General features: G+C 70.0%; 17 protein-coding genes. 4 read left to right on the forward strand and 13 right to left on the reverse strand.

Annotated features, from left to right (window positions below):
- Positions 1–29: 29 nt before the first annotated feature.
- Together P2Q00_RS16695 and P2Q00_RS16700 are read left to right on the forward strand one after the other, a co-directional pair.
- Positions 30–1,709: a sodium:solute symporter family protein gene (locus P2Q00_RS16695; protein ID WP_275773316.1), complete on the forward strand. Its 1,680-nt coding sequence runs from the start codon at positions 30–32 to the stop codon at positions 1,707–1,709.
- A 21-nt stretch (positions 1,710–1,730) separates the two neighbouring features.
- Positions 1,731–2,039 carry a hypothetical protein gene (locus tag P2Q00_RS16700; RefSeq protein ID WP_275773317.1) on the forward strand — a complete coding sequence of 103 codons (309 nt, stop codon included), beginning with the start codon at positions 1,731–1,733 and terminating at the stop codon, positions 2,037–2,039.
- 56 nt (positions 2,040–2,095) lie between these two features.
- Here P2Q00_RS16700 and P2Q00_RS16705 read toward each other — a convergent pair whose 3' ends face one another.
- The 13 genes from P2Q00_RS16705 to rsmI all read right to left on the reverse strand — a co-directional run bounded on the left by P2Q00_RS16705 (position 2,096) and on the right by rsmI (position 18,976).
- A complete protein-coding gene (locus tag P2Q00_RS16705; protein ID WP_275773318.1) occupies positions 2,096–2,809 on the reverse strand; it encodes a helix-turn-helix transcriptional regulator in 714 nt (237 codons plus the stop codon).
- Between the two features lie 270 nt (positions 2,810–3,079).
- The gene (locus P2Q00_RS16710) at positions 3,080–4,771 is read right to left on the reverse strand and encodes an outer membrane protein assembly factor BamB family protein (RefSeq protein WP_275773319.1); all 1,692 of its coding nucleotides are present in this window, start codon (positions 4,769–4,771) and stop codon (positions 3,080–3,082) included.
- Positions 4,772–4,835: 64 nt separating this feature from the next.
- Positions 4,836–6,479 carry an outer membrane protein assembly factor BamB family protein gene (locus P2Q00_RS16715; RefSeq protein ID WP_275773320.1) on the reverse strand — a complete coding sequence of 548 codons (1,644 nt, stop codon included), beginning with the start codon at positions 6,477–6,479 and terminating at the stop codon, positions 4,836–4,838.
- 166 nt (positions 6,480–6,645) lie between these two features.
- On the reverse strand, positions 6,646–8,448 hold the full coding sequence (locus P2Q00_RS16720) for an ABC-F family ATP-binding cassette domain-containing protein (RefSeq protein WP_275773321.1): 1,803 nt from the start codon (positions 8,446–8,448) through the stop codon (positions 6,646–6,648).
- 109 nt (positions 8,449–8,557) lie between these two features.
- Positions 8,558–9,613, reverse strand: a complete 1,056-nt coding sequence (locus P2Q00_RS16725) for a peptidoglycan recognition protein family protein (protein WP_275773322.1) — start codon at positions 9,611–9,613, stop codon at positions 8,558–8,560.
- A 263-nt stretch (positions 9,614–9,876) separates the two neighbouring features.
- The gene (locus tag P2Q00_RS16730; RefSeq protein ID WP_275773323.1) at positions 9,877–11,868 is read right to left on the reverse strand and encodes a sensor histidine kinase; all 1,992 of its coding nucleotides are present in this window, start codon (positions 11,866–11,868) and stop codon (positions 9,877–9,879) included.
- Between the two features lie 111 nt (positions 11,869–11,979).
- Positions 11,980–12,759, reverse strand: a complete 780-nt coding sequence (locus P2Q00_RS16735; RefSeq protein WP_275773324.1) for an MHYT domain-containing protein — start codon at positions 12,757–12,759, stop codon at positions 11,980–11,982.
- A gap of 163 nt (positions 12,760–12,922) precedes the next feature.
- On the reverse strand, positions 12,923–13,822 hold the full coding sequence (locus P2Q00_RS16740; protein ID WP_275773325.1) for a 4-(cytidine 5'-diphospho)-2-C-methyl-D-erythritol kinase: 900 nt from the start codon (positions 13,820–13,822) through the stop codon (positions 12,923–12,925).
- Positions 13,819–14,703, reverse strand: coding sequence for a 16S rRNA (adenine(1518)-N(6)/adenine(1519)-N(6))-dimethyltransferase RsmA (gene rsmA, locus P2Q00_RS16745; RefSeq protein WP_275773326.1), 885 nt, complete (start codon positions 14,701–14,703; stop codon positions 13,819–13,821). The genes P2Q00_RS16740 and rsmA overlap by 4 nt, the downstream gene beginning before the upstream one ends.
- Before the next feature lie 238 nt (positions 14,704–14,941).
- Positions 14,942–16,354: a resuscitation-promoting factor gene (locus P2Q00_RS16750; protein ID WP_275773327.1), complete on the reverse strand. Its 1,413-nt coding sequence runs from the start codon at positions 16,352–16,354 to the stop codon at positions 14,942–14,944.
- Between the two features lie 165 nt (positions 16,355–16,519).
- Entirely contained in the window at positions 16,520–17,407 is an 888-nt protein-coding gene (locus P2Q00_RS16755) for a TatD family hydrolase (protein WP_275773328.1), read from the reverse strand.
- Between the two features lie 46 nt (positions 17,408–17,453).
- Positions 17,454–17,870 carry a hypothetical protein gene (locus tag P2Q00_RS16760; protein ID WP_275773329.1) on the reverse strand — a complete coding sequence of 139 codons (417 nt, stop codon included), beginning with the start codon at positions 17,868–17,870 and terminating at the stop codon, positions 17,454–17,456.
- Between the two features lie 245 nt (positions 17,871–18,115).
- Positions 18,116–18,976 (reverse strand): 16S rRNA (cytidine(1402)-2'-O)-methyltransferase, encoded by an 861-nt coding sequence (gene rsmI, locus P2Q00_RS16765; protein ID WP_275773330.1) that lies wholly within the window; start codon positions 18,974–18,976, stop codon positions 18,116–18,118.
- Positions 18,977–19,083: 107 nt separating this feature from the next.
- Between rsmI and P2Q00_RS16770 the strand changes: the two genes are divergently transcribed.
- Together P2Q00_RS16770 and P2Q00_RS16775 are read left to right on the forward strand one after the other, a co-directional pair.
- Positions 19,084–20,823 carry a dolichyl-phosphate-mannose--protein mannosyltransferase gene (locus tag P2Q00_RS16770; protein ID WP_275773331.1) on the forward strand — a complete coding sequence of 580 codons (1,740 nt, stop codon included), beginning with the start codon at positions 19,084–19,086 and terminating at the stop codon, positions 20,821–20,823.
- Positions 20,824–20,943: 120 nt separating this feature from the next.
- Positions 20,944–22,575, forward strand: coding sequence for a penicillin-binding transpeptidase domain-containing protein (locus P2Q00_RS16775; RefSeq protein WP_275773332.1), 1,632 nt, complete (start codon positions 20,944–20,946; stop codon positions 22,573–22,575).
- Positions 22,576–22,659: the final 84 nt, after the last annotated feature.

Genomic DNA, 22,659 nt, shown 5'->3' on the forward strand with positions numbered 1-22,659 from the left:
TGTGGCGCACGGAGGGCATAGATACGTGCATGCGCACCCCCACCTATCTGGCCGCCGAGCTCCGACTCCCCACGAACTGGCTCGACTACACGATCCTCGGCATCTACTTCGCCGTCGTCCTCGGCATCGGATTCGCCGCCCGCCGGTCGGTGAAGACCAGCCTCGACTTCTTCCTCTCCGGGCGCTCGCTGCCCGCCTGGATCACCGGTCTCGCGTTCATCTCGGCCAACCTCGCCGCCACCGAGATCCTGGGCATGGCCGCGAACAGCGCGCAGTACGGCGCATACACCGTGCACTGGTACTGGATCGGCGCCATCCCCGCCATGGTCTTCCTCGGCCTGGTGATGATGCCCTTCTACTACGGGAGCAAGGTGCGCTCGGTTCCCGAGATGCTGCTGCTGCGCTTCGACAAATGGGCGCACCTGCTGAGTTCGGCGCTGTTCGCCTTCGCCGCCATCCTGATCGCCGGGGTGAACCTCTACGCCCTCGCGATCGTCGTCGAGGCGCTGCTGGGCTGGCCGCAGTGGGTGGCGATCGTGGTCGCCGGCGCCTTTGTGCTGGCGTACATCACGCTGGGCGGTCTGTCGTCGGCGATCTACAACGAGGTGCTGCAGTTCTTCGTGATCCTCGCGGCGCTCATCCCGCTCGTCGTGCTGGGCCTGAAGAAGGTCGGCGGCTGGGGCGGACTGACCGACAAGCTCACCGCGACCCACGGCGCGAACTTCACCACCGCGTGGGGCGGCACCGGCATCGGCAGCACCAACCCGTTGGGCGCGAACTGGCTGACCATCGTGCTCGGCCTCGGTTTCGTGCTGTCCTTCGGCTACTGGACGACGAACTTCGCGGAGGTGCAGCGCGCGCTGTCCGCGAAGAACCTGTCGGCGGCCCGGCGCACTCCGCTGATCGCCGCGTACCCGAAGATCTTCATCGTGTTCCTGGTGATGATCCCGGGCCTGGTCGCCGCCGTCCTGGTCCCGAAGATCGGCACCTCCGGCTCCGGCCTGCAGTACAACGACGCAATCCCGTACCTCATGGAGCAGTTGCTGCCCAATGGCGTCCTCGGTATCGCGGTGACCGGTCTGCTCGCGGCCTTCATGGCGGGCATGGCGGCCAATGTGTCGTCCTTCAACACGGTGTTCACCAACGACATCTGGGGCCGGTACGTGGTCAGGGGCCGCGAGGACGAGTACTACGTCCGCTTCGGGCGGCTGATCACGGTGATCGGCGTCGCCGCCTCGGTGGGCACGGCGTTCCTCGCCTCATCCTTCTCGAACATCATGAGCTACCTCCAGACGCTGTTCTCCTTCTTCAACGTGCCGATGTTCGTCGTCTTCATCGTCGGCATGTTCTGGAAGCGGGCGTCCACGAAGTCCGGGTTCTGGGGCCTGCTGGCGGGCACGGTGACCGCGATGGTCAACTACTTCGTCCTCTACAAGCACGACGTCATCAGCATCCCCACCGACCAGGGCGCCAACTTCGTGTCCGCGATCGCCGGGTTCGTGGCCGGTGCGGTGGTGATGGTCGTCGTGTCGCTGTTCACCTCGCCGAAGCCGGCCGAGGAGCTGGAGGGTCTGGTGTACGGCACCCGGTCCCCCGGCATGGCCGAGCCGCCCGCCGCCGGTGACGACGCGTGGTATCGCCGGCCGGCGCTGCTGGGGTGGGGTGCGGTTGTGCTGGCTGCCGCCTGCTACATCCCGTTCTCGTTCTGATCGCGGGAGGATTGGAGAGCCATGTCTGAGCACCACGAGTACTCCGAGCAAGACGTTCAGCGCGAGGTCACCGAGCTGCAGCAGCGGTCGGCGACGGCGGCTCGTATCTTCGATCTGCGCCGAATCATCGGTGGGCTGTTCGTTGTGTACGGCGTCATCGTCACGATTGCGGGGATCACCGACGACGACGCCGCGATCGACAAGGCCCAGGGCGTGAACATCAATCTGTGGACCGGGATCGGGATGCTGTTGCTGGGTGTCTTTTTCCTGGCTTGGCTGAAGTTGCGGCCTGCGGTGCCGCCTGCTCCTCCGGAGGAGCAGGCGGAGTAACTGCCGTTTGTCGGGTGCGGGTTTGTGGGGGCTTGTCGCGCAGTTCCCCGCGCCCCTTAAGGGGGCTCCGGAACCGTCTCGCTATCCGTCGGGGACGAGTGCGTTACCGGGCCCGCTCTGTCCAGCAAGCCCGTCCGCGCCGCCAAAGCCGCTGCCTCCAGGCGGGAGCCTACGCCCAGTTTCATCAGGACTCGTTGGACGTGGGTGCGGGCGGTGGAGGGGGCTATGCCCATGCCTGCCGCTATCAGGCGGGTGTCCTCGCCGTCGGCGACCCGGACCAGGACCTCGACCTCCCTCGGGGTGAGCATCTGGAGCAGGCGCTGGCCCTCGTCGTCCGGTTGGGCGGCGGGGTTGAGGAGCTCGCTGAAGGCTCCCTGGAGGAGCTGCGGGGCGACCGCCGCCTCGCCCGCCCTCGCCTTCATGATGGCGCGCTCGACGCCCTCTATGCGCTCGTCATGGCGTACGTAGCCCGAGGCGCCCGCGGCGAAGGCGGCGGCTATGCCGCGCGGGCTCGGCACCGGGCCCAGGACCAGGACCGCCACCTGCGGACGCTCCCGCTTGATCTTCACCACCGGGTCGAAGATGCCCGGCTCGGCCGGTGTCGCCGTACCTATCAGGCACACCTCCGGTGCACGGGTGATCACCAGCTCCGCCGCGCCCGCGGCAGGCGCCGCCGCGGCGAGCACGCGGTGCCCGCGCAGCTTCAACGCCGAGGCCAGTGCCTCGGCGAGCAGTCGGTGGTCGTCGACCACCATGAGCCGCACTCCCATCGAGCAACCCCCCAGTCCCCCCAATGGATCTCCATGAATGCCCCACTATGGATGCCCACTGGTCCGCACGGACAGGAGCCCCCTCCCGGCTCCCCCGCTCTTCATGCCCCCGGAAGCTACACGCTTGTTCGACATTGCGCTCCCCCTACTGGTGAGAAGTGCCCCTGATCGACGGAATTTCTGGCTTTCCGCGTATTCGAGGGTGATGGGCGGTACGCGCACGGCCCCGCCCCTGACCAGGGACGGGGCCGTAGGGCTGGCTCCAGTGGTTCAGCCGCCAGCGCCGAGCGCGAGCGCCAGGACCTTCTCCCCCGTGCCCGAACTCGACCGCTTGTCGGCGAACTGCCCGGCCATGTACAGGTGGCCCTGCGAGTAGAGGATCTCGGCGAATTCGGGCGACATGGTGGTCTCCAGGTCCCGCACCGACCCCGCCGCCGGGTTCTCCAGCAGCTTGGTCTCCTTGAAGGAGCCGCCGTCGATGCTGACGATCTGGCCGCCCTTGTTGTACGGAGGGCGCTTGTACGCGATCACATTGCCGCCGTCCATGCGCAGCGGGGTGATCGAGTAGCCGTCGCCGGCGTCGGCGCGCTGGCCGTTCTGCTTGCCGGTGGCCAGGTCGAACGCGACGATCTCGTTGGTCTGGCTGAAGCCCTGGGTGCCGTCGTGGTCCTCGGTCGGGAGGTACAGCCTGCCGTTGCCGACCGCGATGCCGGTGCAGTGTTCGAGCTCGGAGATCGCGTCGCAGCGGGCCGCGTAGTCCTTGCCCGGCGCCGAGATGCGGGTGATCAGCTTGCCGGTCTTGTTGTCGATGGAGAAGAAGTCCGAGATCTCACTGCCGTCGCCCGCGCTGTTGCCAACGTCGGCGGCGATGACCAGCGGGTTCGTCGACACCACGGCGGCGTACTCGATGCCCGTGGCCAGCTTGTACTCCGAGATCGTCTCGCCGGACTTCGGGTCGATGGTCTGGATGTGCAGCTGCGGCTCGTTGAACGAGCCGCACTTAAGCACCGCGACCAGCTTCTCGCCGCCGCCGTACCCGGCGTCGACGCACTTGTCGTTCGGCTTGGGGGCCCACAGCTGTCTGCCGCCGGCGATGTCGAACGCGGCGCCTCCGTAGTTGCCGCCCGCGGCGACCGTGCTCGCGCTGACGGTGACGTTCTCGAAGGTCACCGTCCGGCCGCCGTAGTCGAGCGACTTCGTCCACAGCTTCTTGCCCGCGTCCAGGTCGATCGCCGCGACCTGGCTGCAGCCCGCCGTTCTTCCCTTCGCCGGCATGCTGGGCTGGAAGACGACGGCCGTCCTGTTGTCGTCGGTGGTGTGGTCGCTGACCGTGCAGACCGGGCCGGGCAGCTTGATCGTCCACAGCTTGGTGCCGCGGTCGGGGTCGTACGCGTCGATCTCGGCGACGCCGCTCTTCACATACGCCTTGTCGGTGAGCCAAGAACCGGACACCACGGTGGTGTCCGTGACCTTGGGCACCGGGACCTTGAACAGCATCCGCGCGCCGGTGTCAGCGGGCACCTTCTCCGCACCCTTGGCCGTGTTGCCGCCGGTGCCCCCGGTGTCACCGCCGCCGGTGCCGCCGCTGGAGCTCGCCGTGCCGCCGTTCTTGCCGTCGTCCTTGCCGGAGGTGGCGTACCAGACGCCGCCGGCGAGCAGCGCGAGGGCGGCGACCGCGGCGACGACGATCACCGGCAACTTGCTCTTGCCCGCGCCCCCGGGCTGCCCGGCGGGCTGGTACGGCGGAACGGGGCCCTGCGGGTAGCCGTAACCGGGCTGCTGGCCATAGGGGTTCGGCGGCTGGCCATACGGCGGCGCGGGCTGGCTGTAAGGGTTGGGCTGCTGCGGTGCCTGCGGATAGCCGTATCCGGGCTGCTGCGGAGGCGGCGGGGGCCCCTGGGGGTAGCCGTATCCCGGCTGCTGCGGGGGCTGGTGGGGCGGCGGGGGCGGGGGCTGAGTCATGGGGTGGGTACCTCGTGAGCGGGCGGCGGGGACGACGGGGCCTGGGAAGAGGCCTGGGGGGAGGTCACTTGCCGTAGGCGAGCATCAACTTGCCCTTCGCGTCGTCGTTTCCGCTGATCCGGGTGGGCGAGACATAGAAGCGCCCGTCGACCCAGTCGAAGGTCTTGGAGAAGAGGGCGAACTCCTGGGCCGCCGTGCTCTGCGGGTTCTGCAGCAGCTTCACCGGCTGGTGGGTCGAGCCGGTCGTCGCGATCGACACGACCTGGCCGCCCGCGTCGTACGACGGCTGCACATAGGCGACGAGCCTGCCGCCCGCCACCTTCACCGGCAGCATCGACCGGTCCGCCGGGGACTTGACGCGCCACTTCTCCTTGCCGCTGGCGAGGTCGACCGCGACGATCTCGTTCGGTCCGGTGGTCGCCTCGGTCGGCAGGTACAGGGTGTTCGCGTCGGCCGCGACGCCCTTGCAGCCGGTCAGGTCACGTTCGAGGAGCGCCCAGCCGCACTGGGGGGCGAAGTTCTCGTCGAAGCCGACCTGGGAGCGGAACTTGCCGTTCGAGCCGAAGGTCGAGATGTTCCAGGCCTTCTTGTCCTGGTTGGTGCTGTAGACGACGAGCGGGTCGACGGAGTAGGTCCGGGCGACCGACCAGCCCTTGTCGAACTTCTGCGTCCACTTGGCCCGCCCGGTCGTCGGGTCGAGCACCTGGATCTCGTCGTGCTCCTTCGCACCGCCGGCGTCGCAGGTCGAGACGGAGACCAGCCTGCTGCCGCCGGCGAACGCGGTCGGGAAGCAGGCGTCGCCGTACTTCTTCTTGTCGAACAGCTTCCTGCCGCTGTCGATGTCGTACGCCACCCCGGACTGCGAGCGGCCCACCAGCACCGTCCGGCCGGTGATGGAGAGGGTGATGTCGACGGTGCTGTCGAACAGCGCGCCGTCGGTGAGCGTGGCGCTCCAGCCCTTGTCGCCGGTGTTCAGGTCGAGTTGCTGGAGCCGGTCACACTTGGCGCGCTGGCCGGTGCCGCTCTCGTACGCCACCACGACCTTGTCGTCGGCCGACTTCTGCTGGGTGACCGCGCAGATCTTCTGCGGGAAGGTGACGGTGCCCCAGGCCTCCTTGCCGTCGGCCACGTCGTAGGCGAAGACCTGCTTGTACGCCGCCTTCACCGCCGCCTTGTCGGTGATCCACATGCCGGGTGCCTCGGCGCCTGCACCGGGCGCGTCCGGCGGCGACTTGTACCAGAGGACCTTCGCCTCGCCCGCCCGGCGGCCCGAGTTGAGGCCCTCCGGGTCGGAACCGCCGCCGCTGCCACCCGAAGCGCCCGTGGAACCGGACGTCGAGGGCTTCGCGTCGCCGCTCTGCCCGGCGACCGGCTTCTTGTCGTCGTCGCCCCCGCTCGTCACGGCGTAGACGGCGGTGCCGATGACCGCGAGCGCGGCGACCGCCGCCGCGATCACCAGGCCGGCCCTGCCCTTGGAGGGGCCCGGAGAGCCGGGGTACTGGGGCTGCGGCGGATAGCCGTAACCGGGCTGCGCGCCGTACGGGCCCGGCTGCTGCGGCTGCCCGTACGGGCCGAACTGGCCGTAGGGGCCGGGCTGTTGGGGCGCCTGGGGATAGCCGTAACCGGGCTGCGGCGGCGGTGGGCCCTGGGGTGGTGGGGGCGGGGCCCCGAATCCGCCGTACGGCGGCTGGTTGGGCGGCTGAGTCATCAGCGCGTTCCCCCGTTCAGTCACTGATTTTTAGCCAAGCCCTGAGGAAAGCTCTCAGACGGCTCTTTCTATCACTCGCGACTGACAACGCACCGGGCCGGTTCAACCCCTGTTCCCAAGGGAGAACCGGCCCGTGATGCCGTCGTTATGGGCCTTCACCCAGCCTTCACGCCTCCTCGGCGAGTTCCAGCCAGCGCAGCTCCAGGTCCTCGCGCTCCCCCGCCAAGTCCCGCAGCTGGGCGTCGAGTTCGGCCACCTTGGCGAAGTCGGTGGCGTTCTCGGCGATCTGGGCGTGCAACTTGGTCTCCCGCTCGGAGACCTTGTCCAACTGCCGCTCGATCTTCTGGAGTTCCTTCTTCGCGGCGCGCTGGTCGGCTGCGTTCTTCTCGGGGGCGGCCTTGGCCGCGACGGGCGAGGCGGCCGCGACCGCCTCCTCCATGCGCTGCCTGCGCTCCAGGTACTCGTCGATGCCGCGCGGCAGCATCCGCAGGGTGGCGTCGCCGAGCAGCGCGAACACACGGTCGGTGGTGCGCTCGACGAAGAACCGGTCGTGGGAGATGACGATCATCGAGCCGGGCCAGCCGTCGAGGACGTCCTCCAGCTGGGTCAGGGTCTCGATGTCGAGGTCGTTGGTGGGCTCGTCGAGGAAGAGTACGTTCGGCTCGTCCATCAGCAGGCGCAGCAGCTGGAGCCGGCGGCGCTCACCACCCGACAGGTCCCCGACCGGCGTCCACTGCTTCTCCTTGTTGAACCCGAACGTCTCGCACAGCTGCCCGGCGGTCATCTCCCGCCCCTTGCCGAGGTCGACGCGCTCGCGCACCTGCTGCACGGCCTCCAGGACCCGCAGGGTCGGGTTCAGCTCGGCGACCTCCTGAGAGAGATAGGCGAGCTTGACGGTCTTGCCGACGGCGACCCGCCCGCCGACGGGCTGCGTCTCGCCCTCGGTGCGTGCCGCCTCGGCCATGGCCCGCAGGAGGGAGGTCTTGCCCGCGCCATTGACGCCGACCAGGCCGATGCGGTCGCCGGGGCCGAGCTGCCAGGTGACGTGCTTGAGCAGCACCTTGGGGCCGGCCTGCACGGTGACGTCTTCCAGGTCGAAGACGGTCTTGCCCAGCCGGGAGCTGGCGAACTTCATCAGCTCGCTGCTGTCCCGGGGCGGCGGTACGTCCTTGATGAGCTCGTTGGCGGCCTCGACACGGAAGCGCGGCTTGGACGTACGGGCGGGTGCCCCGCGCCGGAGCCAGGCCAGCTCCTTGCGGACGAGGTTCTGCCGCTTGACCTCTTCGGTGGCGGCGATGCGCTCGCGCTCGGCGCGCGCGAAGACGTAGTCGGAGTAGCCGCCCTCGTACTCGTAGACGTCGCCCTTCTGCACGTCCCACATACGCGTGCAGACCTGGTCGAGGAACCAGCGGTCGTGCGTCACGCACACGAGCGCGGACCGGCGCTCGCGCAGATGGCGGGCGAGCCAGGAGATGCCCTCGACGTCGAGGTGGTTCGTCGGCTCGTCGAGGACGATCAGGTCCTGTTCCTCGATGAGCAGCTTGGCGAGCGCGATACGGCGCCGCTCGCCGCCGGAGAGGGGCGCGATGACGGTGTCGAGGCCCTGCGGGAAGCCCGGCAGGTCGAGCCCGCCGAACAACCCCGTCAGCACGTCCCGGATCTTGGCGTTGCCCGCCCACTCGTGGTCGGCCATGTCCCGGATGACCTCGTGCCGGACGGTGGCGGCCGGGTCGAGGGAGTCGTGCTGGGTGAGCACGCCCAGCCGCAGCCCGCCGGAGTGGGTGACCCGCCCCGTGTCCGCCTCCTCCAGCTTGGCCAGCATCCGGATGAGGGTCGTCTTGCCGTCGCCGTTACGACCGACGACGCCGATGCGGTCCCCTTCGGAGACGCCGAGTGAGACACCGTCGAGCAGGGCACGGGTGCCGTACACCTTGCTGACGTTCTCGACATTGACCAGATTGACGGCCATTACGCTCCTGCCCGGGGGGCTGTATCGACGTGCGGCTCCGCCGCGGGGGTCAGCCTCCCAGCGTAATGTGCGCCGGTCGGTCACCGATCCCGCGGCGGATCACCGCAGATCAGCGGGCTACGGCCGCCCTGACCTCGGCGAGCAGGTCGTACATCGTCTGGCCGGGGCACTCGGTGGCGAAGTAGTCGCGGTGGCCGCCGATGGTGTTGGTGTCCTTCTTCACGCCGTTCACCGGGTTGGTGTACGTGACCTTCGCCTGCGGGTCGAGGCCCTTGATCCGGCAGATCACCTTGACCAGGCGGATCAACGACGCCTTGGCCGCGTCCGTGGGCGCCTTGTCCTGCAGGGTGCCGATCAGGGCGATCCCGAGGTTGCCGGAGTTGTAGCCCACGGAGTGGAAGGCGGTGACGAGGTCGCCGTCCTCGTTGAAGGCCGGGATGCCGTCGTCGCCGGAGTAGCGGCCCTCGTAGACGGTGCCGGACTCGTCGATGAGGAAGTGGTAGCCGATGTCGCCCCAGTCGTTGGTGATCGCGTGGTACTCGTAGATCGCGCGGACGGTCGCGGCCGGGTCGGGGTCGTCGTTCGGCGTCGCGGTGTGGTGGACCGTGAGCACCTGCAACGGGTAGTACTTCTCGGGCGAGTTGACCTTGCCGTCCTTGTACCGCTTGGACTCGTCGGCACCCCAGGCCGGACGCGAGAGGTAGCGGACGCCACGCACGCGCGTGGGCTCGCTCGGCACCTCGAAGGTGCGGCCGGGGCCGTCGGTGGTGTCGATCGCCAGCGAGTGCAGGCCGGAGACGTCGCTCTGGGCCTTGACCGCGTACGCGGTGGCGTTCTGCGCGGCGACCAGGGCCGTACCGCCGTCCTCGACGGCCGCGCAGCCGGGGGTCAGGGTCTGCCAGGCGCCGTCCGCGAGCTTGATGGCGGCGCCGTCCTTCGCGCCGGACCAGCGCAGACCGACGTAGGAGGCGGCGAAGGCGGTGGTGGCCTCGCCGGTGCCGGTGGCGGCCTCGGTCCGGGTGGCGGGGAACTTCTGCGGAGTCGTACCGGAGCCGCCGGAGCCGGACCCGGTGCCGTCACCGTCGCCGGAACCGGAGTCGGTGGCCGCGAAGACCGCCGGGGTCACGGCGGCCGCGCCGGCCACGGCAGCGGCGGCACCGATCACGCCACGACGGGACAGAGAGCGCTTCCTACGATGGGCGGGTGTGGGGGATTCGGACACGTGCGTGACCCTTCGGCTGTGCAGACGGCGGAGGTGCGCCGGACGGTGCGGGTGTGCCGCACCGGGCGCTTGAAATCTCAACCGACCCTATTCGCCCCACTGGCCCCATCAGTACTGCGTTTGCAGTACATCCATGTAGAAATCCGGCACTTTCGTGTGGAGATTGAGCGAAGATCGCGTACGGCGATCCCGATCGCGCCGCGGCCTCACGCCCCCGCTCCGCCCGTCTGGTGCCGTGCGATCAGCGCCGAGGCCGGTGCCAGCCCCCGCCCGCCGGCAGTGCGTTCGCCCACCGGCATGTCGTCGCGGGTCAGGTGCTCCGGGATGAGCACGGCCGCCGTCACACCGCCGTTCGGCGAGGAACGCAGCTCCACCCGCAGCCCCTGCCGCTCGCGCAGCCGGTTCACCACGAAGAGCCCGATCTGCTTCGCGTCGAGGAGGTCGACCTTCTCCGACTGGATCTTGCGGTTGGCGTCGGCGAGGGCGTCCTCGTTCATGCCGAAGCCGCTGTCCTCGACCTCGATGAGCACGCCGTCGCGCATCCGCGCAGCCCGCAGCTGCACCTTGGTGCTCGGCGGCGAGAACGCGGCCGCGTTCTCGACCAGTTCGGCGAGGAGGTGGATCACATCGGCGACCGAGCCGCCCACCACGGACACCTTCGGCACCGCCCAGATCTGCACGCGGGGCGCGTTCTCGATCTCGGCAACGGCCGCGCGCAGGACGTCCGCCAGCGGGATCGGGTCGCGCCAGCCGCGGCCGGGCGCGATACCGGAGAGGATCAGCAGACTCTCGGAGTGCCGCCGCATCCGCGTCGCCAAGTAGTCCACCCGGTACAGGTCCTGGCGCTCGACCGGGTCCTGCTGCCGCCGCTGCATCCCCTCCAGCAGGTCCAGCTGACGGTGCAGCAGCACCTGGCTGCGGCGCGCGAGGCTGACGTACACCCCGGAGATCCCGCTGAGCAGCTCGGCCCGCTCGGAAGCGGCCTTGAGCGCGGCCCGCTGGACGGCCGTCAACGCCGTGCCCACCTGGGCGAGTTCGTCGCCGACCAGACGCCGCATGGGTGCCTCGGCGTCGATGTCGACACCCTGCCCGGCATGCAGCTTGCGCATGGCCTGCGGAAGCCGGCGCCCAGCGACTTCGAGGGCGTCATTGCGCAGGTCGAGCAACTCGACGATGAGACCGCGACCGACCAGCACGGAGACCAGCAGCGACAACAGCACACCGACCAGGCCGAGCACCACGGCGATCCCCGACGCCCCCAGCGTGTCCCAGCCGAACGGGTCCGCCTTCGCCGTGGCCGCCGTACCGGCTTCCGTCTCGGCCGCCGTGAGCCCCTTGAGGACCCCGGACACCGCCGGGTCCCAGCCCCTGAGGAAGCCCGCGGTCACCGCCGTCGCCCCCGGCCCGGCGCTCTGCACCCGGTTCTCCACGGCCTGCACGCGCGCGTACCCGTCGCCGTCCAGGACCTTCCGGTACGCCTTCTGGTGCGCGGCCCTGAGATCGGCGACCGCCGGCTCCAGCAGTTCCCGCTGCGTGGCGACCGCGCCGACGAACTGCGCGTACTGCGCCTGAGTCAGCGAGCCACGCGCGGCTGCGGCGCCCAGCAGCGCCTGCTCCTGGGCGACCGCCTCACGCGCGCGGGCGAGTTCGAGCACCACGCGCGCCTCGGACGCGGCATCGGTGGAGCGGTCCCCGGTGAGCGCACCGGTCACCAGGAAGCCGTGCTCGATGATCGCGGAGTACTTCGTGTACGTGGTGGTGGGCGCCGCCCCCTTCTCCGTTGCCGTGGTGCGCAGTTGGGTCAGGGCGGCGGCGTCGGACTTCAGACGGTCGATACGCCGCGGCAGGCTCGCGTTCAGCAGGGCCGCATCGGAACTGGCGGCATTGATGCCGTCGAGCAGGGCGGCGGCGGCCTTGTCGGTGGCCTTGCGGGCGGTCGCAAAGGCACCCGGCACGGCGGCGTTCCGCAGCGCGGCGGCCCGCTCGCCCTGCAGCGCGGTGACGAAGTCGCCGACAGGAGCGAGGAGTTCGGAGTTGACGTCCTTGGCACGCTCGGTGGCACCGATGCTGGACGCAGTGGTCACGGCGGCAAAACCCCACAGCGCCATGAGGGACACGATGGGCAGCATGAGCAGCGAGACGATCTTCGCTCGGACGGATCTGGGCCGCAGCCGACCGGACGCACGGAGAAGACGCATGGGGAGGGACCTCGTTCAGGGGGGAACATCAGCGCCCCTTTAGGGGCGCGGGGAACTGCGCGACCAGCCACAACGGCGCCGCAGACTGCTGACGGCAGAAATTGGCACCACCTACGCCGTGGTCAACTCAACCTCACGCAACAACTCAGCAGCGGCAGAGTTCTCATGACGCTTGCCGGTCGGTGACAGCGCAACGTACGCGGAGGCCAGGAAGAGGAACGACCCCAGCACCACAGCCAGCGGAAAGATGAACTCGGTGGCGGTAGCCCCGTGCAACGTCGCACTGCTGGGCGCCAGATCGATACTCACGGCATACATCGCGGTGTAGTGCATGCTGCTCACCGCAAGCCCCATCACCAGCGCAGCAAGCGCGGCAAGCACAGACCCCCGCACGACCAGCGTCAGCGTCAACGCCGCGGTCGCAGCGAAGACCGCGATCGCCACGGAGGCGATGACGAGCCCCGGGTTGTAGTTCACCTCGCCGTGCAGGTTGAGCGCGGCCATGCCGGTGTAGTGCATGGCGGCGACGCCGACCCCGGTGCCGAGCCCGCCGAACACGACCGACGTCACGCGCGAACGCCCGTACCCGGCGGTGAAGACCCCGGCCGCGACCACGCCGATGGACATCAGCAGGCTGAGGACGGTGAGCGGTACGTCGAAGCGGATCGGGGTGCCCTCGACGCTGAAGCCCATCATGGCGACGAAGTGCATGGTCCAGATGCCGGAGCCGATGGCGACGGAGGCGAGAACCAGCCAGTTCCGCTTGGAGGCACCGTCCGCCTCCAACGCCCGGACCGTGCAACGCAGTCCGAGCGCCGAACCGACGCAGGCCATCACATAGGACAGGACGGGCGTGACCCATCCGGCGCTGAAGTGGTTCATGTGGCCCATGGGAGATTCCTCTCGGGAGTACCGCCGGTAACGAGGACCGGGGTTGGCTGGATCATGCCAGCCCGCCCCCTGGGACAGAGGGCGCGAAAGGGACCATGAGGCCGATTGTCGAACATTAAATTACTGTGGCGTAGCTTACATCGCCCCTGCATATTTATGCAGGTCAGCCGTTGAGCACCGTCGCGCCGGGCGCGGGCCCCGAAGCCGTGCGCACCGTCCGGCAGGTGCCCGAACTGCGCAGTGTCTCGGCCACCTTGGCCGCCGACTCCGGATCCCGGGCGAGGAACGCGGTGGTCGGGCCCGAGCCGGAGACCAGCGCGGCGAGGGCGCCCGCGGTGCGGCCCGCGGCGAGGGTGTCGGCGAGCTCGGGGAAGAGGGAGAGGGCGGCGGGCTGCAGGTCGTTGGAGACGGCCGCGGCGAGCGCGTCCGGGTCGCCCTTGGCGAGGGCGCCGAGGAGCTTCTCGGAGGCGATCGGCTCGGGAATGTCGAGCCCCTCCCCCAGCCGGTCGAACTCGCGGAAGACGGCCGGGGTGGACAGCCCGCGGTCGGCCATCGCGAACACCCAGTGGAAGGTGCCGCCGACCTCCAGCGTGCGCAGCTGCTCGCCGCGCCCGGTGCCCAGCGCCGCCCCGCCCACCAGACTGAACGGCACATCGCTGCCCAACTCGGCGCAGATGGCAAGCAGTTCGGCCCGGGAGGCGCCCGCCTGCCACAGCGTGTTGCAGGCCAGCAGTGCGCCCGCGCCGTCCGCGCTGCCGCCCGCCATGCCGCCGGCGACCGGGATGTCCTTGGCGATGTGGATGTGCACGGCCGGCTCGATACCGCGTCGCGCGGCGAGTGCTACGGCTGCCCGAGCCGCCAGGTTCGTACGGTCCAGCGGGACCTGCTCGGCGTCCGACCCCTCACACGTGATGCGCAGCTCGTCGGCCGGCGTCACGGTCACCTCGTCGTAGAGGCCGACCGCCAGGAAGACATTGGCCAGGTCATGGAAGCCGTCGGGGCGGGCCGCACCCACCGCGAGCTGGACATTGACCTTGGCGGGGACGCGGACGGTGACGCTCACTGCTGACCCGGCTCCTTGTTCTCGGCGTGTTCGGCGATACGGGCGAACTCCTCGACGGTCAGGGCCTCCCCGCGCGCCTGCGGCGACACCCCGGCGGCCACGAGGGCCGCCTCCGCGGCAGCGGGCGACCCGGCCCACCCGGCGAGCGCGGCCCGCAGCGTCTTGCGCCGCTGGGCGAAGGCCGCGTCGACGACGGCGAACACCTCGCGCCGCGAGGCAGTGGTCTTGAGGGGCTCGGTGCGGCGGACCAGCGAGACGAGCCCGCTGTCGACGTTCGGCGCGGGCCAGAAGACATTGCGGCCGATGGCGCCGGCCCGCTTGACCTCGGCGTACCAGTTGGCCTTCACGGACGGGACGCCGTACACCTTCGAACCGGGCGCGGCGGCGAGGCGGTCGGCGACCTCCGCCTGGACCATGACGAGGGTGCGCTCGATGCTCGGGAAGGTCTCCAGCATGTGGAGGAGGACGGGCACGGCGACGTTGTACGGCAGGTTCGCGACCAGCGCGGTCGGGGCGGGCCCGGGCAGCTCGGTCACCTGCATCGCGTCCGAGTGCACCAGCGCGAAACGGCCGGCGCGCTCCGGCATCCGGGCCGCGACGGTGGCGGGCAGCGCCGCGGCCAGCACGTCGTCGATCTCGACGGCGGTGACGCGGTCGGCCGCCTCCAGCAGGGCGAGGGTGAGCGAGCCGAGCCCCGGGCCCACCTCGACCACCACATCGTCCGGGCGTACGTCGGCGATGCGGACGATACGGCGGACCGTGTTCGCGTCGATCACAAAGTTCTGACCGCGCTGCTTGGTGGGCCTCACGCCGAGGGCCGCCGCAAGTTCACGGACGTCGGCGGGGCCCAGGAGGGCGTCGGGGGCGGGGCTGCTGCTCACGGCGACAAGGGTACGGGGCGCTCCGCCGGCTGTGACGATCGGCGGGTCCGCCGCGGGGGCGTGATGCCCGTCGGCCGTCTACGGGTTCGTAGTGGCTGGTCGCGCAGTTCCCCGCGCCCCTTGAGGGGCGGGGCTCACCCGTGCCGCCCCAGCGGCACGACTGCCCGCAGCTACGCGGTTTTTAGGGGCGCGGGGAACTGCGCGACCAGCCCCCACCGGCCCCCAGCCGAAAAACGGCCTACCCGTGCAGCCGCGCCCCGCAGTGCGGCCAAGGGCTGGACCCCCGCCGCACATACAACTTCTTCGCACGGAGCGTCTGCTCCTCCGCCGACGCGTCCTGCGGCCGCCCGCTGCCGCCGAGGCTCTGCCAGGTGCGGGCCTCCAGCTGGTACAGGCCGCCGTACGTCCCCGACGGGTCGACGGCGTGTGCCCGGCCGCCCGACTCGCAGGCCGCGAGACCCTTCCAGTTCAGGTGGTCGGCGCCGCGCACGGACGTCGGGAGCGACTTCGTGCCCACCTTCACCACCTGCGGCTGCGGCTCGCGCACCACCTCGGTGCCGGCCAGGCGCGGCTTCTGTCTGACTCCGTTGACGATGCGCAGTGAGTAGGTGATCCGCCGCAGCCCCGGCTGTCCCGCCCGGTCGACGACCTCCGTCCCCTTGAACAGCGAGGGGTCCTCCGTCCGCTGCGTCTTGAACGGGATCTCCTCCTCGCGGATCTCCTTCGTGCCCGTGACCCGCAGCACGGTGACGGTCTGCCCGTCGCGCGGGAAGCTGTCCGCCGGGACGGACGTGGTGTCCTCGCCGCGCAGGGAGATCCCGGCCTCCTCGACGACCTCGTGCACGGTCGCCGCGTTCGTACGGACCGTGCGCGCGTGGCCGTCGGCCATGACCGTCACGGAACGCTCGGTGCGCACGTCGAGCGAGAGCCCGGCGCGTCCGATGGCCCGGGAGCGCGCGGCCGACAGGTACGCACCCTGCGCCCGCACCCCCATCTCTTCGAGCGCCTCCTGCACCGTGTGCGCTGTCGTCCACACCTCGCGCCGGTGCCCGTCGATGGTGAGCCGCACGGGGCGCCCGTACTGCACCACGACCTCGTCACCGCTGCGGATCGACGTGCCGGGGGCGGGCGCGATCACATCGTGCGCCCCCACGTCGACGTTCTCCTGGGAGAGCAGTTCGGTCACGTCGTCGGCGAAGGTGTGCAGGGTGCGCGGCTTGCCGTCGACGTTCAGTTCGATGGCCTTGTCCTTGGCGACGAAGGCGGTGGTGCCGCCGGCGAGGAAGGCGACGACCAGTGCCTGCGGCAGCAGTCGGCGCATCGAGCCGTCCGGGAGTTCGATGTAGCGCGCCTTGCGCCGGCGTGCGGCCCGCCGCCTCCTGCCGGTTCCGGCTCCGGCGCGCGCGGCGGGCGCGGGCGCATCCTCGCCCGCCGCGCTCCCCGCCTGCCGCGGTAGCGGCGTCTCGGGCGTCTCGGCCGCTTCGTAGGCGGGCCGGTACGTGTCCTCGTACGCCCCGGGCACCCCGTATCCCAGCGTCTGCGCGTCGTGCAGGTCGTAACCGCCGTAACCCGGCGGCTGGTACGGCGCATACGGGCCGTACGCCTCATACGTCTCGAACTGCGAGTGCTGCGTGTACTGGGAGTTGCTCACGCCGACACGCTCCAGGGGCCGTTGGGGTCCAGAGGGGTCCGGATCGGGCACCAGAACCTAGCGGAGCCCGTATCACTCTCCAAAGCGGCGTGATTACGAAGAGTTACAGCAAAGGCGGGAGTGAGCCCATCCTGGCGTTATTGGAGGGTTACAAACCAGTCACCCTCAGTAGTCGAAAGCGCGGGCCGTGTTCGCCGCGAGGGCTGTCGCCAGCGCGTCCTCGTCGATGCCGCGCACGGCGGCCATGGCCCGGACTGTGACCGGAATGAGATACGGGGCGTTGGGCCGTCCGCGGTACGGCACCGGCGTGAGGAAGGGCGCGTCGGTCTCCACCAGGACCAGTTCCAGGGGTGCCACGGCGAGCGCGTCCCGCAGATCCTGTGCGTTCTTGAAGGTGACGTTGCCGGCGAAGGACATGAGGTATCCGGCGCGGGCGCACACCTGAGCCATGTCGGCGTCCCCGGAGTAGCAGTGGAACACCGTCCGCTCGGGGGCGCCCTCCTCCTTGAGGATGCGCAGCACATCGGCGTGGGCGTCGCGGTCGTGGATGACGAGGGCCTTGCCGTGCCGCTTGGCGATCTCGATGTGGGCGCGGAAGGAGGCCTCCTGCGCCTCCTTGCCCTCGGGACCGGTGCGGAAGTAGTCGAGGCCGGTCTCACCGACGCCCTTGACCTGGGTGAGCCCGGCCAGGCGGTCGATCTGGTCGAGCGCCTCGTCGAGCGCCGCCGTCCCGCCCGGCTTGCGCGCCCCCTGCCGCGACCAGCCGTCCGGGTCGCCGTGCACGATGCGCGGCGCCTCGTTGGGGTGCAGGGCGACGGTCGCGTGGACGGCGTCGTACAGTCCCGCCGCCTTGGCGGCCCACTGCGAGCCGGCCACATCGCAGCCCACCTGCACGACCGTGGTCACGCCCACCGAAGCGGCCTTCGCGAGGCCCTCCTCCACCGTGCCGGACTGCATGTCGAGGTGGGTGTGGGAGTCGGCGACGGCCACCCGGAGGGGTTCCGGGAGCGGCGGCGCGCTCTTCTCGACGGTCTTCTCGCTGGAGGAAGGCATGTCCCGATCCTACGAAAAGGACATGCCCGCCCCGCCGCCGGAGCTGTCAGCTCGCCTTGCGGTGAAAGGGATGCAGGAGATCGGAGAGATGCCAGTGGTGGTCCCGCTCGCCGGCCTCGGCACCCTCGGTGCCTTCGGCTGCGGGTTCGGGCGCCTCGGCCTGCGGCGTCCGCCGCTGCTGCTTGTGCACCGCGTCGCGCACCGACGACACCTGCCCGGGTCGCATGATCCGTACGACATGACTGTCGCAGTTCTGGCAGGTCGGCTTGGACAGCGGAGACGGAACGACCTGGCCGTCGGCCACATACATGACGAACTCGTGGCCCTCGGCGTCCTGGTGGTGCTCTATCGCGAACGACTGCTCCCAGCCACTGCCGCAACGCATGCAGGCGAAGGAATACGACTCGTGGACGACTGCGGTCGCCGCGCCACGGGGCCCGGTCTGCCCTGCGATCTCGCTCATGCCAGCTCCTCTTGTCTGCTGGACAAAGGGACGGGTGCGTCCCTTCAACCAGTGGACGCTTCTGCCGGCGCGAATGCATCAGGCCTGTCGACTGTTGGAGTCGATTTGGATTTTCCTTGCCATACCACCCCCCGCAAAGGGCCCTGGGCTTTGCTTTTCACGACCTTGCTTTGCCTGCTCGTGGGGCGCCTGCTCAGGAGAGATGCGCCCTGCTCAGAGGGGGTGTGGCGCACTTCACGAAGTCCTCACGAACCACTCGCGGAAGCGGCGTTCTTCGCGGCCACAACCGCGTCGAACACCTCCCTCTTGGGCAGCCCGGCGTCCGCGGCGACGGCCGCGATGGCCTCCTTGCGCCGCTCCCCCGCCTCCTCCCGTACCCGCACGCGCCGCACCAGCTCGGCGGCGTCGAGCTGCTCGGCCCCCTTCTCGGGCGCGCCCTCGACGACGACGGTGATCTCACCGCGCACACCCTCGGCGGCCCAGGCGGCAAGATCCCCGAGCCCGCCCCGCTTGACCTCCTCGTACGTCTTGGTCAGCTCCCGGCAGACGGCGGCCCGCCGGTCGGCGCCGAACACCTCGGCCATGGCGGCGAGGGTGTCGTCGAGGCGGTGCGGGGCCTCGAAGTAGACGAGGGTCCGGCGCTCCTCGGCGACCTCCTTCAGCCGCGTCAGCCGCTCCCCCGCCTTGCGCGGCAGGAACCCCTCGAAGCAGAACCGGTCGACGGGCAGCCCGGACAGCGCGAGCGCGGTGAGCACGGCGGACGGACCGGGCACGGCGGTGACCTTGACGTCCTTCTCCACGGCGGCGGCGACCAGCCGGTACCCGGGGTCGGACACGGACGGCATCCCGGCGTCGGTGACGAGCAGGACGCGCGCGCCGCCCACCAGTTCCTCGACCAGCTCGGGCGTACGGGCGGACTCGTTGCCCTCGAAGTACGACACTATCCGCCCCTTGGGCGTGACGCCCAGCGCCTGCGTCAGCCGCCTGAGCCGTCGCGTGTCCTCGGCGGCGACGACATCGGCCCCCGCCAGCTCCTCGGCCAGCCGGGGCGGCGCGTCCGCGATGTCGCCGATGGGGGTGCCTGCGAGTACGAGGATTCCGGTCACGCCCCCCATCCTCCCAGGGGCGAACACAACGGGACTCAAGGGGACGCATCCAAGCCCGTACCGCCCATGCACGGGACTCACACAGAACGGTTCCCTACGATGGCGCGGTGACCAGTACCGCGTCCTCCCCGGACACCCGGCAAGGCCAGAGCCCGCAGGACCAGCGGCCGTCGTGGCAGCAGCGGCTGCGCCGTTTCGGCTACACCGCGCAGCCGAGAAGCGACGTCCGCGAGCGTCTGGTGCCGCCGTATGTGCAGCCCAGCCCGCGGTTGTGGCAGGTGCTCGGGATGCCGCCGGTGCTCGCCGAGCGGATCACGCGCTGGTCGGCCTGGGGCGGTCCGCTGCTGGTCACGCTGCTGGCGGGGGTGATGCGGTTCTGGCACCTGGGCAGCCCGAAGGCGGTGATATTCGACGAGACGTACTACGCCAAGGACGCCTGGGCGCTCGTCCACCGCGGCTTCGAGGTCAACTGGGACAAGAACGCCAACGACCTGATCCTGTCGACCAACGGGCACGTCAGGATCCCGACGGACGCGGCGTATGTCGTGCATCCGCCGGTCGGCAAGTACGTGATCGGGCTCGGCGAGATGCTCTTCGGGTTCAACCCCTTCGGCTGGCGGTTCATGACCGCGCTGCTGGGCACGCTGTCGGTCCTGATGCTGTGCCGCATCGGCCGCCGTATCTTCCGCTCGACGTTCCTCGGCTGCCTCGCGGGCGCGCTGATGGCGGTCGACGGGCTGGCCTTCGTGATGGCCCGCACCTCGCTGCTCGACGGCGTGCTGATGTTCTTCGTGCTGGCCGCGTTCGGCTGCCTGGTCATCGACCGCGACAAGACCCGCGAGAAACTCGCGGCCGCGCTCCAGCCCGACGCCTACGGCCGTATCCGCCCGGACGCACACATCGCCGAGACGACCCACCTGGGCTGGCGCCCCTGGCGCTGGCTGGCGGGCCTGATGCTGGGCCTGGCCATCGGCACGAAATGGAACGGCCTGTACATCACGGCCGCGTTCTTCGTGATGGCGGTCCTGTGGGACATCGGCTCCCGCAAGGTGGCGGGTGCCGGGAACCCCTACAAGGCGGTGCTGCCGGACGCGGCGATCACGTTCGTGGCCACGATCCCGGTCGCGATCGTCACCTACCTCGTCTCCTGGACCGGCTGGATCCTGTCCCCCGCCAACGGCAAGGGCGGCTACTTCCGCAGCTGGGCCGCCACCGACGGCAAGGGCGGCAACTGGACCTGGCTGTTCCCCGACTGGTGGCGCAGCCTGTGGCACTACGAGCACGAGGTCTACGAGTTCCACCGCAACCTGCACTCGCCGCACACGTACATGTCCAACCCCTGGAGCTGGCTCGTCGACGGCCGCCCGGTCTCGTACTTCTACGAGTCCCCCTCGCCCGGCAAGGACGGCTGCCCCGTGGACGCGGGCCAGAAATGCGCCCGCGAGGTCCTCGCGATCGGCACCCCGCTGCTGTGGTGGGTGGCCTGCTTCGCGGTGCTGTACATCCTGTGGCGCTGGCTGCTGCGCCGCGACTGGCGGGCGGGCGCCATCGCCTGCGGCATCGCGGCCGGCTATCTGCCCTGGTTCCTGTACCAGGAGCGGACGATCTTCTTCTTCTACGCCGTGGTCTTCGTGCCGTTCCTGTGCCTCGCGGTGGCGATGCTGCTGGGCGCGATCATCGGGCCGCCGGGGTCGAGCGACACCCGCCGGGTGGCGGGCGCGACGGGCGCGGGCGTGCTGGTCCTGCTGATCGCCTGGAACTTCATCTACTTCTGGCCCCTGTACACCGGTACGGCGATCCCGATCGACGACTGGCGTTCACGTATGTGGCTCGATACCTGGGTGTAGCGGACCTTCTGCGTCCTTCTGCATCTCCGATCGGACAACATAAGGAAACACCCCTCACAGCTCCCCCTTGGGCCACATACAGTGCCTGCACCGCTACGGGGAACGGGGAGGGGGCCCTTCATGGGCAAGGGAAAGGTCGCCGTCATCAGCGGCGTCTTCGCTGTGATGGTGGGCGGCGCCGGATACGGCGCGTACAACATCGTGTCCGCGCTGAACGGCGACGGGGGTTCGGGGGCGAGCGGGCCGGCGTCGGTGAAGACCGGGCCGCCGAGCAGCGACGAGATCAAGGCGACGTCGGCGAGTTTCTTCGCGGCCTGGGAGAAGGGCCAGGGCGCGAAGGCGGCGACGTACACGAACAACGACGCGGCCGCCGAACCCCTGCTGACCGCCTACAGCAACAACGCCCACATCACCGGCGTGAAGATCACGCCGGGTACGGCGAGCGGCGCGACGATTCCTTACACGGTCAAGGCAACGGTGTCCTACGAGGGCAAGTCCAAGCCCCTGACGTACAAGAGCGAGCTGACCGTCGTGCGCGGGAAGACCACCGGGCGGGCGCTGGTCGACTGGCAGCCGTCCGTGGTCCATCCGCAGCTGCAGAAGGGCGACACCCTGGTCACCGGTGAGGCGGCGAGCCCGCCGATCGAGGCGCTGGGCCGGGGTGGGGCCGTACTGACGAAGGAGAAGTACCCGTCGCTCGGCCCGGTCCTGGACGCCCTGCGCAAGCGGTACGGCGACAAGGCGGGCGGAACCCCCGGCATCGAGCTGTCGATCAGGCATGAGTCCCCGGACGCGGCGGACACCTCGCTGCTCACCCTCGCCAAGGGCAGGGCGGGAAAGCTGCAGACCACGATCAGCGCGAGTGCGCAGGCGGCGGCCGAGACCGCGGTGAAGAAGTTCGCCGAGTCGTCGGTGGTGGCCGTCAGGCCGAGCACCGGTGAGGTGCTGGCGGTGGCCAACAACCGCAAGGACGCGTTCAACGCGGCCTTCGAGGGGCAGGTCGCGCCCGGCTCCACCATGAAGATCATCACCGCCGCGATGCTCATCGACAACGGGGTGACCTCGATGAACGGCCCGGCCCCCTGCACGCCCACCGCCACCTGGAAGAGCCAGACGTTCACCAACCTCAAGGGCATGCAGCCCAATCCGAAGGCCACCCTCGCCAACAGCTTCCTGCGTTCCTGCAACACCGCGTTCATCAAGCTCATCGACGAGAAGCCGCTCACCGACTCCTCGCTGACGTCGGAGGCGCAGGACCGGTTCGGGCTCGGCCGGGACGACTGGAAGACCGGCATCGTCTCCTTCGACGGCAAGGTCCCCGCGGTCGGCGGCCCGGACCGCGCGGCGAACGCCATCGGCCAGGGCCAGGTCCAGATGAGCCCGCTGAACATGGCGTCCGTCACGGCGACCGCCATCACCGGCCGGTTCCGGCAGCCGTACCTGGTGTCGCCGACGCTCGACGACCGCCAACTGGCCACCGCGAAGGGCCTGTCCACCGCCACCTCCGCCCAGCTCAAGCAGATGATGCGGCTCACCGCCACCCAGGGCACCGCGACACAGGCGATGGCCGGGCTCAGCGGGGACATCGGCGCGAAGACCGGTTCGGCGGAGGTCGATGGACAGGCCGTGTCCAACAGCTGGTTCACAGGCTTCCGGGGTGACATCGCGGCGGCGGCGATGACCGAGGAGGGCGGCCACGGCGGCACGGCGGCGGGCCCGATTGTCGCAGCTGTGCTACGAACCGGAGGCTGAAGTCACCCGTTGAGGACGGGACTCTAGGCTGTTGCCGTCGTTGGGATGGATGGGGGCAACGGGGACCCTGGGGAAATTCGCGAA

Source organism: Streptomyces coacervatus, assembly GCF_029223485.1.
GTDB lineage: Bacteria > Actinomycetota > Actinomycetes > Streptomycetales > Streptomycetaceae > Streptomyces > Streptomyces coacervatus.